At 38.0% G+C, this 12,746-nt stretch carries 10 protein-coding genes; 2 read left to right on the top strand and 8 right to left on the bottom strand.

Features of this window, described 5'->3' with window-relative positions:
* Positions 1 to 10: 10 nt before the first annotated feature.
* The gene (locus B045_RS0107065) at positions 11 to 1,663 is read left to right on the top strand and encodes a tetratricopeptide repeat protein (protein WP_026234361.1); all 1,653 of its coding nucleotides are present in this window, start codon (positions 11 to 13) and stop codon (positions 1,661 to 1,663) included.
* A 174-nt stretch (positions 1,664 to 1,837) separates the two neighbouring features.
* Here the strand turns inward: B045_RS0107065 and B045_RS0107070 are convergent, their stop codons facing one another.
* From B045_RS0107070 to ileS, 7 genes are read right to left on the bottom strand one after another with little or no spacing between them, the layout of a single operon-like run.
* A complete protein-coding gene (locus B045_RS0107070; RefSeq protein WP_018463577.1) occupies positions 1,838 to 3,487 on the bottom strand; it encodes a dipeptidase in 1,650 nt (549 codons plus the stop codon).
* Positions 3,488 to 3,500: 13 nt separating this feature from the next.
* Complete coding sequence (gene nadC, locus B045_RS0107075; RefSeq protein ID WP_018463578.1) at positions 3,501 to 4,349, bottom strand: carboxylating nicotinate-nucleotide diphosphorylase; 849 nt, start codon at positions 4,347 to 4,349, stop codon at positions 3,501 to 3,503.
* Positions 4,350 to 4,361: 12 nt separating this feature from the next.
* The gene (locus B045_RS0107080) at positions 4,362 to 4,562 is read right to left on the bottom strand and encodes a hypothetical protein (RefSeq protein WP_018463579.1); all 201 of its coding nucleotides are present in this window, start codon (positions 4,560 to 4,562) and stop codon (positions 4,362 to 4,364) included.
* Positions 4,562 to 5,539: a DUF4296 domain-containing protein gene (locus B045_RS0107085; protein WP_018463580.1), complete on the bottom strand. Its 978-nt coding sequence runs from the start codon at positions 5,537 to 5,539 to the stop codon at positions 4,562 to 4,564. The genes B045_RS0107080 and B045_RS0107085 overlap by 1 nt, the downstream gene beginning before the upstream one ends.
* A gap of 2 nt (positions 5,540 to 5,541) precedes the next feature.
* On the bottom strand, positions 5,542 to 6,192 hold the full coding sequence (locus B045_RS0107090) for a lipoprotein signal peptidase (RefSeq protein WP_018463581.1): 651 nt from the start codon (positions 6,190 to 6,192) through the stop codon (positions 5,542 to 5,544).
* Entirely contained in the window at positions 6,189 to 6,572 is a 384-nt protein-coding gene (locus B045_RS0107095; protein WP_018463582.1) for a TraR/DksA family transcriptional regulator, read from the bottom strand. Before B045_RS0107095 ends, B045_RS0107090 begins: the two co-directional genes overlap by 4 nt.
* Positions 6,573 to 6,605: 33 nt before the next feature.
* Positions 6,606 to 10,241, bottom strand: a complete 3,636-nt coding sequence (gene ileS / locus B045_RS0107100; RefSeq protein WP_018463583.1) for an isoleucine--tRNA ligase — start codon at positions 10,239 to 10,241, stop codon at positions 6,606 to 6,608.
* A 187-nt stretch (positions 10,242 to 10,428) separates the two neighbouring features.
* Here ileS and B045_RS0107105 point away from each other — a divergent pair, with 187 nt between their 5' ends.
* Positions 10,429 to 12,123, top strand: a complete 1,695-nt coding sequence (locus B045_RS0107105) for a putative transporter (RefSeq protein WP_018463584.1) — start codon at positions 10,429 to 10,431, stop codon at positions 12,121 to 12,123.
* Positions 12,124 to 12,500: 377 nt separating this feature from the next.
* On the opposite strand, the gene B045_RS0107110 is transcribed toward B045_RS0107105, so the two are convergent.
* On the bottom strand, positions 12,501 to 12,746 hold a 246-nt coding region (locus B045_RS0107110; RefSeq protein WP_026234362.1), incomplete at its 5' end, for a transposase.

Consider the following 12,746-nt stretch of genomic DNA (forward strand, 5'->3'; position numbering starts at 1 on the left):
TCACATACTTATGAAAAGAATCTATTTATTGATTATGTCAATCGTCTTCTCGATATCAGGAGTATTGGCACAGTCAGCACAAGTTCAAAAAGCCTCGAAATCTGTCTTCACATTGACGACATTCAATAAAGATGGCAGTATTCTCGCATCAAGTCATGGAGTCTTTGTAGGCAAAGACGGTGAGGCTATCAGTACTTGGGCACCATTTGTTGGTGCAGATCATGCTGTTGTAGTTGATGCAAATGGCAAGACATACAATGTAGATGCAATTGTAGGAGCTAACGAATTGTATGATGTCTGCAAATTCATTGTTGACGGTAGTACAATAAAGGCTGATGTTGCTTCAACAGAAGCAAATGGCAATGTCTTTCTTCTTAACTATTCATTAAAGAAAGCTGACATCAATACTTTCAAAATTGCAAGTGTAGAGAAGTTTATGGATAAGTACAACTACTACATATTTTCTACCACAGCACCTGATAACGCATCAAGCTGCCCATTCGTGAATAACAACGGACAGGTTATCGGACTCCTTCAGCATAGCAAAAATGGTGATGTACATGCTACTGACGCAAAATTTGCATCAGACATGGTTGCAAATGGTTTCACTATCAATGACGCAGTATTGAGAACATGCGGTATTAGAACAGTTTTACCTGACAACGAGAACCAAGCTTTACTGACAATGATGATGGCTAGTGAACAGTCAGATTCGATCTCACGTCAGAAGTATATTGATGACTTCATGCGTAAGTTTCCTAGTTCTACAGAAGGTTACACCAATAAAGCTTCAAGTTATGTAAACGGAGGAAAGTTTGAGGAGGCTGACAAGGTCATGCAAACAGCATTAGAAAAAGTTGCAAAGAAAGACGAGGCTCATTCTGAATATGCAAAAGTAATATACCAGAAGGAACTTTTCAGCAACAAACCATATACAAACTGGAGTCTAGACAAAGCTCTTGAGGAATCAAAAAAGGCCTCTGCAATAAACGACTTGGACGTATATCGTCATCAGCAAGCACAGATAACCTATTCAAAAGGTGAATATCAAAATGCCTACAACATGTTTATTGCTCTAACAAAAACCAAACTTCGCAACGGAGAACTCTTTTACGAGGCTTCACAATGTAAAGCCCAACTCAAAGCTCCACAGAATGAAGTAATGGCACTTCTTGACAGCGCTATAGCAGCTTGTCCACAGCCACTTACTTCAATTGCCGCACCATACGTACTCGCACGTGGCGTATCATACGATGCTATGAAAAACTATCATAATGCATTGGTTGATTATAATGAATACGATTCATTGATGTTAGGCAGACCATTGAACTCTAGTTTCTACTATACCAGATATAAATGTGAACTTCAAGTACATCGCTTCCAGCAAGCACTGAACGATATAGCACGTGCTATCATCGTAACACCTAATGAACCTACTTATTATGCAGAAATGGCTTCATTGCAAATTCGCGTGAATAAGAATGAAGACGCAGTAAAAACTGCAACAAGATGCACTGTAATTGCTCCTGAATATCCTGACGGTTACTTATTGCTAGGTCTAGCAAACAAGGAACTTGGAAATAAGGACGAGGCTAAGAAGGCTTTAGAAAAGGCTAAATCACTAGGTGATACTCGTGCTGACGAATATTTGAAAAAGCTATAATATAATCTTTAAGACAGACTAACATACAATTGTTTGAATATAAAAACAAATTAATATGTTAGTCTGAATTAAAAATCACTTGTTATAATGGTTCATATACCTATATAATAAATATAAATAAAGCCCTTCAAGAATTTCTTGAAGGGCTTTATTTATTATGTGTTATTAAGAAGATTACTTCTTTTGTTCTGGAACTTCAAACTTATCACCAGTAGCTTTAACAAGCTTACGGGCAAAAGATGCAGGATAACCAGGACGCATTACTGTTGCTCCAATACCAGTCTTTGTTCTGATAAACTCACCATTTTTTGTTGGTTTGACTGACATATCATTATACTTAACAATAAGATAATAAGCCAGCTTGTTCCATCTAGCAAGCATTTGTTGAGCCTCATCATTACTGTAATCATTAAGATACTTCAATGCAGCAGCCTTATCACTAACATACAGTTCACGTGCCTTGTTCTCAACGTTTGGTTGATTTGCAAAGTATGAACTTTCTAAACTGTCACGAACAGACTTCAACTCTGGGAACATAAGTGAATAACGTGGATAAATCATATTACTAACCCAATTGCAAACCCAGTAAGCATTCTTTGTAGAGAATGTAACAGCATCAGCACCAGGAGTATTATAACATTCAGGCTGAACCGTATTACCACAATATATTGGGGTATATGCAATCATATTACCATCATCATTGCCAAACCACAACACACCACCTATTTCACGAGGAAGCCAAGAACGCATCTGACTTACATAAGAAAAACCAGTCTGCTGAGTACTTGTTGGACGCTCATTGAAATAAGACTTTCCGTCTACTTTAAACATTAATGGTGTAGGACGATATGGCATTTCCCATACACCGCTACCAAAGTCTAAAGTATCAGTTGCCAAAGGAGTTCCTTCATAATGGTCTCTCATAGCCATCTGGACATCCTTTACAGAAAGCTTCTTGTTTGGAATAACCCATAATGGCATATCCTCGGCATTTTCATCCTTTCCTTCTGCCCAAGGCAGATAACGGCTGAAACCGTCTGTGAAATGATTAAAGAAAGCCCATACACGAGCATCACAGAAACGACGACCAGAAAAATCAGGTTTAGCATAAGCCATCTTCCATGAGAAATCGATGTCCTTTCCTGTAAACCAGCCCTTCTTTCTTGCATAAGAAATAACGTTCTTACTATACATAACATTCTTATGGTCGTTCATATTGAACTTGCCAATACGACTTTGGTTTGCATGTGCGCAAATAGCATTATCAGGTATGCGTTGAGCAACCCAAATTGCACTCTTGCTTCCTGCTCCGCAACCCATCATCTCCATTATCCAAGCCTCATTAGGATCACAAATAGTAAAGGTCTCACCCTCACTATTATATCCATATTTCTCGGCTAAAGATGTCATGACCTTTATCGCCTCACGCGCATTGCGTGAACGTTGAAGAGCTAAGTATATAAGACTACCATAATCAATGATACTAGTAGAGTCTACCATTTCAGGACGACCACCATAAGTAGTTTCTCCAACAGTCACCTGAAATTCATTGATATTTCCAATAACATTATATGTAACAGGAGCCTCTGGTATCTGTCCGTGAGAAGCCTTTGTATCCCAGTCAATAATCTTACGCATTTCTCCCTTAGCATGAACACCTGCAGGATAATGAGCTAAATCAATAAACATGCCATAATCATCAGCATTATATGAACAGATAACACTTCCGTCTGCACTGGCTTTCTTTCCTACGATAAAATTAGTACATGCCAAAGCAGCAGATGCACTCAATGTAAAGACAGCAATTAAAATTTGTTTCTTCATAAACTTAATATATTTAACAAGCCTTGAAACTCATGTCAAGTCCCTTAACACTATGTGTAAGAGCACCAACACTTATGAAGTCAACTCCTTGTTCAGCATATCCACGGATAGTGTCGAAAGTGATACCACCACTAGATTCTGTTTCCATTCTTCCAGCAACAAGGTCAACAGCCTTCTTTGTATCAGGAACACTAAAATTATCAAACATGACACGGTCTACTCCACCATGGTTAAGTACACATTGAAGTTCATCGAAGTTTCTTACTTCTATTTCAATCTTCAAATCAAGTCTTTTTTCCTTAAGATAAGCATGGCAACGATCAATAGCACTCTCAATACCACCAGCAAAGTCTACATGATTATCTTTAAGAAGAATCATATCGAAAAGTCCGATACGGTGATTCATACCACCACCTATCTTAACAGCTTGCTTTTCAAGCATACGCAATCCAGGTGTTGTCTTACGTGTATCAAGCACATGAGTTCTTGTTCCTTCCAACAACTTAACATATTTGTTTGTCATTGTTGCAATACCGCTCATACGCTGCATTATATTAAGCATAAGTCGCTCTGTCTGAAGCAGTGAACGAGTCTTACCACTTACAATCATTGCGATGTCACCAACCTTAACAGGAGTTCCATCATTGATAAGAACCTCAACATTCAATGTAGAATCAAACTTAGCAAAAACCTTTTTAGCCATTTCTACACCAGCCAATATACCGTTTTCCTTTATTAGCAAATGTGATTTACCCATTGCATCATCAGGAATACAACACAATGTTGTATGGTCACCATCACCAATATCCTCAGCAAAAGCCAATTCTATCAGTTTATCTTCTAATTCGTCTACTGATAACATATTATTTTATATTTATATATTACTATTATCTATAATCAACTTGTCTTTAATGATCTCACAAGTTCCTCCAATCCATTCTGTCATTGGCAATTCATCTGTAAACTCATAGTAGTTTACTACCCTATCTCCAATGACCTCAACTATGACCTGATGGAGAACTTTTCCAGATACTTTCAATTCATGAAAGCCCAATCGTCTGAATTCATCTGCCATTAATTCAACGCTTTGGGTGGGATTGGCATCTGGCGTTTCGGTTGCATATTCGGATCAGAATTAGGAGGAACAGGAACGCTTGATGGTGGCATTGGTTGTTGACCATTTGACTTTGCTGAATCATTGCCAGAAGTCTTTATACTGTCACCATTCACTTTATTTGCAGTCGCCTTACTCTGATGCATTTTATACAACTTAATATTACTTACTATCATGAGTTTCAGCGTCGTTGCATTATCTCCAGGATCCTGACTCTTATTTAGCATGAAAAAGCCACGAATCTCCTTTATTCCAAGTCTCTTGTCATCACGGATAGTTAGATTGAAATGACTTGCCGTTGAAATATGCATGTTTTGTGTAGCAATACTGTCATTGCCAAACTTAACAGCTAACACGACTACTCCATCACGCATACCATCCTGGAATATGAATTGTGTATTGAAATCAAGCATGATGCCATCTCCCTTATGGAATGTTGAGTCAGCAACCATTGAAAAAGAATTCAAGTTGAAAGGTTTCTGTGGTGTAAGTACCATAGCAGACTCTTCGTTCCATACATTTGCAGTGTCACCATTTGCAGTAACACCACCAAATCTATTAACGGCATCAGCAGAAGCACCTAATGCAACAGCCTCTTTACCAAGTCGTTTACTTAAATCCTCATAAATTTGCTTCAACTGATCTGTATGGCGCATGTAATAAACCATTGATGAATCGAACTCCGCAGGAGTATAGCCATACTTCTTCAATACAGCTGCACGATACTTTATCGCATTGACAGAATCATTACCTGAAATCTGAGCCATACTGCTAGCTAGATGATAATCATAAAGAACATCACCCATTTTATCTGGTTGAATAAACTTTGAAGGTACAGATGGTTTACATGAAACCACCAGAAATAATCCCATAATTACAACAAGTGAACTTATTGTCATTTTAAGGAACTTACCTCCTTGGTGAGACGAAGACTTCATATTTATTTCTTTTTAAAAGCACCCTTAACGGTCTCGGAAATACCTTCCATTTCTTTTCTAAAGAAAAGAAGTAACAGCACAACACCTACAGAAATACAAGCATCGGCAAAGTTAAATACTGGTGAGAAGAAAATAAATTCTTGTCCGCCCTTGAAAGGTACCCAATCAGGATATGTTGTAACAATAAGAGGAAAATAAAACATATCCACAACCTTTCCCTGTAAAAATGATGCATAACCACTACCAAAAGGCACAAGGTATGATACATAGAACGGTGAAGATGCATTAAATATCAGCCCATAAAACATCGAATCAATAATGTTACCAGCTGCACCAGCCATAATCATGGACAAGACAACTATGTAACCAGTAGAATGTTTTTGTTGAAGGACTTTATGCATATACCAACCTATACATCCAACAGCAATAATACGGAATACACTCAAAACTAATTTGTTAAAGAATGTCATACCATAAGCCATACCATTGTTCTCAATGAAGCTGATATAAAACCAGTTTGTTACACGAACAGACTCACCTAAGCACATGTTGGTTTTGACCTCTATCTTGACTATCTGGTCAATAACAAGTATTGCGATAATCAAGATAAATGCCAATAAACCATCTTGCGATAAATAACTATTTTTTTTCATTTCTTTCTTGCATTCTTCGAAGCCACGCTAAGAGTAGCATGAGGCACAACACGAAGACGTTCCTTAGGTATCAGTTCACCCGTAACACGGTCAACACCATAAGTTTTATTTTCTATACGCAACAAAGCAGCTTCAAGTCCTTTGATAAACTTTTGCAAACGTTGAACCATCTGAATCATATCTTCCTTGCTCTGGTTGGCGTTACCGTCATCCAAAACTTTATTATAAGTGGGAGACGTATCATCCACACCATTGTCATCTTGATTCATTAGCTGGCGCATAATAGAAGAATACTCTTCGTGAGCCACCTTTAATTTGTCATTAATAATTCCGCGGAACTCTTCCAAGTCCTCATCTGAATAACGTGTTTTCTTGTCCATAGATACATAAGTATTTAATTATTTATACTCTTGCTAGTTCTTTTCAACAGTGATGTTGAGTTTAAACTCATCGAATTCAGTTTCAGCACCATCATTGTCTGCGATCTTTATATCATTTGCCAATACTTGACTCTTGATCATTTCACCGAAAGACTTAATTGCAGCATTTGTCTCTTCATGTGGAGCAACTGTAACCATAATCCTATCGGTAATTTCAAGTCCATTTTCCTTACGAAGATTCTGAATACGATTGATAAGCTCACGAGCCATACCTTCCATCTTCAATTCATCAGTAAGTTCAACTTCAAGAGCAACTGTAATGTTACCCTCATTGCTTACCAACCATCCTGGTATATCTTCACTGATAATGTCTACATCTGTAGCATCAACTGTAATTGTCTGTCCTTCAATATCAAAGGTTGTGTTGCCTGAAGTTTCAAGTAAAGCAATTTCATTCTGGTCAAGTGCATCCATTCTGGCAGCTACAGCTTTCATCAGCTTACCGAACTTCTTACCCATAATACGGAAATTACACTTTACTTTCTTGACAAGAATACCTTGTCCTCCAACAAACTGCAAATCCTTTACGTTAACCTCACTCTTAATAAGGTCTGCGACAGCTTCAATATGCTGTTTCTGATTTTCGTCAATAGCAGGAACCATTATCTGAGCAAGTGGTTGACGAACCTTAATATTAACTTTTCGACGCAAAGCCAAAGTCATAGAAGTAATCTTCTGTGCCATACCCATACGTATCTCCAAGTCTGCATCAACTGCAGCATTATCGGCTACAGGGAATTTATCCAAATGAACACTTGTAAGTTTACCACCTAAGTCATGATATAACTCGTCAGCATAGAATGGAGTAAAAGGAGCAAGTAGTTTAGCAACAGTCATCAAACATGTATAAAGAGTCTGATAAGCACTCAACTTGTCTTCACTCATTTCCTTACCCCAGAAACGTTTACGATTCAAACGAACATACCAGTTACTCAAGTCATCATTTACAAAAGTATCTATAAGTCGTCCTGCACGTGTAGGATCATAATTTTCAAGTTCAGCTTCTACATTATTGATAAGTGAGTTCACTTTAGATATAATCCATCTATCAATCTCAGGACGCTTTGCCAATTCCACCTGAGGTGCAGCTGGATCAAAGTCATCTACATTTGCATATAATGCAAAGAAACTATAAGTATTGTATAATGTACCAAAGAACTTTCTGCGTATCTCGTCTACACCATTAGGATCAAACTTTAGGTTATCCCAAGGCTCAGAGTTTGTCATCATATAGAATCTGACAGGATCAGCTCCATACTCATCTATCATTTCAAATGGATTGGTCACGTTACCAACATGCTTACTCATCTTATTACCCTTTGCGTCAAGCACAAGGCCAGTAGAGATTACATTTTTAAAAGCAACCTGATTAAATACCATTGTTGATATTGCGTGAAGTGTGAAGAACCATCCTCGTGTCTGGTCAACACCCTCATTGATAAAATCAGCTGGATAGAAAGCTGGAGGAACAGGTGTTCCCTCGTATGTAGAAGTAACTAGTTCACGACGATACTCTGCCTCACTCTTACCTGTACTCTTCAAACCGTCATTGGCTATTTCGCCTTCAAACGGGTAATGAAGCTGTGCATAAGGCATAGAACCAGAATCAAACCATACATCGATCAAGTCGCTTTCGCGCTTCATTGGTTCTCCTTCTTCATTTACAAGAATGATATTGTCTACATATGGACGATGAAGATCAACCTTGTCATAGTTTTCTTTAGAATAGTCGCCTACAACAAATCCATTATCCTTTAATGGGTTGCTGCTCATAACACCAGCAGCAACACTCTTCTCTATCTCATTGTAAAGTTCTTCAAGACTACCGATACACTTAGCGTTTCGCTTTTCATCACGCCATATAGGAAGTGGTGTACCCCAGAAACGGCTACGGCTCAAATTCCAGTCATTCAAGTTTTCCAACCAGTTACCGAAACGACCAGTGCCTGTACTCTCTGGCTGCCAACGTATCGTCTTGTTTAGTTCAACCATACGCTCCTTTTTAGCAGTATCATTAATAAACCAACTGTCAAGAGGATAATAAAGAATTGGTTTGTCTGTACGCCAACAATGTGGATAGTTGTGTACATGCTTCTCTATCTTGAAAGCTGTTCCATCCTGTTTCATCTCCATACAGATAATAACATTCAGGTCTTCTGCTTTTTCAGATGCTTTCTTATCCCACACGCCATCAGGATTGAATTTAGGATCGTATGAGTTCTTAACATAGTCACCAGCATGCTTGCCATAGGCTTCTTTGTTCAAACAAACCTTTACGAAGTTAGCGTCCAATTCCTCTTCAACATAATACTTACCTTGAAGATCTACCATAGGACGAGTTTCTCCCTTTTTGTTAATAAGGTATAGAGCTGGGATATTTGCATCTAATGCAACTTTAGCATCATCTGCACCAAATGTAGGAGCGATATGAACGATTCCAGTACCGTCTTCAGTTGTAACGTAGTCACCAAGAATAACTCGGAAGGCCTCACTATCCATCTCTACAAACTTATCACGTCCGTCCTCACTTGTGAACACTTTATCAGCATGCTTTTCAGCATAGTCGTTGACAAACTTAGCAGAGAAGTCACCAATCTTTTCGCATGGCTTAACCCAAGGCATCAACTGCTTATAATGCAAACCTTCCAAATCGGTACCTTTAATACGATCAACAATACGCCAAGGGCATACTTTGTTTTCCTTATCAAAAGCACCTAGTTCGCCTTCCTTAACTTCCTGCTCAGGATTAAGGTATGCACTTATACGACTTTCAGCCATAACAAGAGTCATAGGTTCGCCATCGTATAAGTTATATGTTTCAATAGCTACATAATCAATCTTAGGACCAACACACAATGCAACATTAGATGCAAGAGTCCAAGGAGTTGTTGTCCAAGCTATGAAATAAGGTTTTCCATGCTTAGTCCATTCTGCCTTAGGGTCTTTAATCTGGAACTGTGCTGTTACTGTTGTATCCTTAACATCACGATAACATCCAGGCTGATTAAGCTCATGACTTGAAAGTCCTGTTCCTGCAGCTGGAGAATATGGTTGAATTGTATAGCCTTTATATAGCATTCCCTTTCCGTAGAGCTGTTTCAGCAACCACCACAGGGTTTCGATATATTTATTGTCGTAAGTAATATAAGGATGATCCAAATCAACGAAATATCCCATTTTTTCAGTCAAATCACGCCATTCAGCGGTAAACATCATGACATTCTCACGACATTTTTTATTATAATCTTCTGTTGAGATATATTTTTCAGAAGCCTTGTTGTCAATATCTTTTTTAGTAATACCTAGTTCTTTCTCTACACCTAATTCCACAGGAAGTCCATGAGTATCCCAACCAGCCTTACGGTGAACTTGAAATCCCTTCATGGTTTTGTATCTGTTGAAAGTATCCTTTATAGAACGGGCCAACACATGATGAATGCCAGGGTGTCCATTAGCCGAAGGAGGACCTTCGAAAAATATAAACTGCTGACAACCTTCACGCTCATCAATAGATTTATGGAAAATATCATTCTTTTCCCACTCTGCAAGTACATTATTGTTGGTCTTTGTCAAATTAAGACCATTATGTTCGGCAAATCTCTTGGCCATATTTTAAAAACTTAATTTTATTACGTGATAATTTTAATGACCGCAAAGATAATAAAAATAATTATCATACCCAAAAGACTTACATATTTTTTATTATATGGGCATGCAAGTTAAAAAATAACACATTATTATTTTGTTAATTCCTAAATTCGCTGTACATTTGTAGCCAATAATACACTAAATTTTTATGGACTGGTTAATTAATCTTTTTACTTCTACCGACACAGTGGCCCACATAGCATTGCTTTATGCTCTTGTGATAGCAATTGGCGTGCTACTTGGCAAGGTTAAAGTTTGCGGTATATCGCTCGGAGTAACATTTGTACTCTTTGCAGGTATATTAGCAGGCCACATCGGCTTTACAGCCCCGATAAACATTCTTACATTCCTTCAGGACTTCGGACTTATATTGTTCGTTTTCTGTATTGGTTTACAAGTTGGTCCGGGCTTTTTTGAGAGTTTTCGTAAGGGTGGAGTGACACTCAACATACTCTCAACAGTTATAATCTTACTCAACATTGTAGTAATGTTCGTCTGCTACTGGTTGTTCTTTGACACCAGTAATCCCAAGAATCTCCCGATGATGGTAGGTACTTTATATGGTGCCGTTACCAATACACCTGGACTTGGAGCTGCAAACGAAGCCCTTACAAGCGTGTTTGGTAAAGGTGATGTTCCTCAGATAGCATCAGGTTACGCATGTGCCTACCCTCTCGGTGTGTTAGGTATTATCGGCGCAACTATCGCCATCCGTTACATTACTCGCGTAAAGCTTAATACTGAAGAAAATAGACTTAATGATCAAGAAGCAGAAAACCCTCATGCAAAACCACATCAGATGCATTTAAAGGTTACCAATAATTATATTGCTGGTCGCACACTACTTGAAATTTCAGACTTCTTGAATCGTGACCTTATTTGTTCAAGACTTCTTCATGACCATAATGTAACCATTCCTAAAAACAACACAATATTCAATCTTGGAGACGAGGTACTTGTTGTTTGTGCAGAGGCCGACGCTGAGGCTATTCAGGCGTTCATCGGTCCTGAAATTGATACACCTTGGCACACTGAGGCTGAAACCCAGCCACTAATCAGCAAGCGAATTGTTGTAACACGCTCTTCAATGAATGGCAAGACACTTGGCAAGATGCATTTCTCTAGCGTATATGGTGTCAACGTAACTCGTATCACCCGTCAAGGAATGGATCTATTTGCTAGTCGCGACTATCGTTTCCAAGTTGGAGACCGAATTATGGTTGTTGGTCCAGAGGACAATGTAAATCGCGTTGCTGAGGCAATGGGTAACAGTCTCAAGCGTCTTGATGCACCAAATATTGCAACTATATTCATCGGAATAATTATCGGTATTCTTTTCGGAAGTATTCCTATTGCTCTTCCTGGCATGCCAGTGCCTTTGAAACTTGGTATTGCTGGTGGTCCGCTTATAATAGCCATCCTTATTGGTCGTTTCGGTTACAGGTTCAAACTTGTTACTTACACAACAACTTCAGCAAACATGATGTTGCGTGAAATTGGCTTGGTATTGTTCCTTGCTTCTGTAGGAATAAAAGCAGGTGCCAACTTCTGGGAAACAGTTGTTCAGGGAGACGGTTTAAAATATGTATATACAGGATTTCTGATTACAATAATTCCTATCTTAATTGTCGGAACTATTGCCCGTCTGCGTTTCAAGTTTAATTACTTTACAATTATGGGTATGATTGCCGGTACTTATACTGATCCTCCTGCATTAGCTTATGCAAACAGCGTATGCTCAAAAGAAGCTCCAGCTGTAGGTTACAGTACTGTTTACCCATTAAGTATGTTCTTACGTATTTTCACCGCACAGTTAATTGTATTATTCTGTTGTGGAGGATAAAAGACAAAACAAATAATTCTGTTATACTCAGCGTATATCTTTAAACAGATATACGCTGTTTTTATTTATGTGCATAAAGACATTACCCACATGATATATTTTCTTGAAAAGATATCAAAAGAACTTTCTATAAAAATCAAAGTGATTAAAAGATTAATATTCAATAGAACAAGCATAAAACTACTTAGATCCGAACCCATTTAGGGAGGATATTATCCTTTGTAAATTTACAAAGATTCCAGAAAAAAAAACTACATTATATACATTATCTACTTAAATAACTATTAATCAATAGATCAGCTCATGTATAAGAGTACATCTTCCCTACATGGTTCCTACATTATGTGTTCTCCTGATTTAGGTGGTTCTTCTCTAATTTAGTTGAAGAATATATGCTCTAGAACCATCTTTCTTCTTAGTAGTTTAATGCTCGCTCTACCATACATAGTTCTCTTTACAGCTTTTAGTTTATTTACAAATCCCTCTGTGATTCCATTTGTGACATTTTCCTTAATGGTATTTAATATAGCTCTATAATCGAATTTTACGCCTATTAAAAATGTCTTGAGCGTCCTAATCTTTGTTTTCCAGTATTTCTTCATCCATCTAATAAGTCTGCAACT

The sequence above is a fragment of the Segatella paludivivens DSM 17968 = JCM 13650 genome, assembly GCF_000373185.1.
Classification (GTDB): domain Bacteria; phylum Bacteroidota; class Bacteroidia; order Bacteroidales; family Bacteroidaceae; genus Prevotella; species Prevotella paludivivens.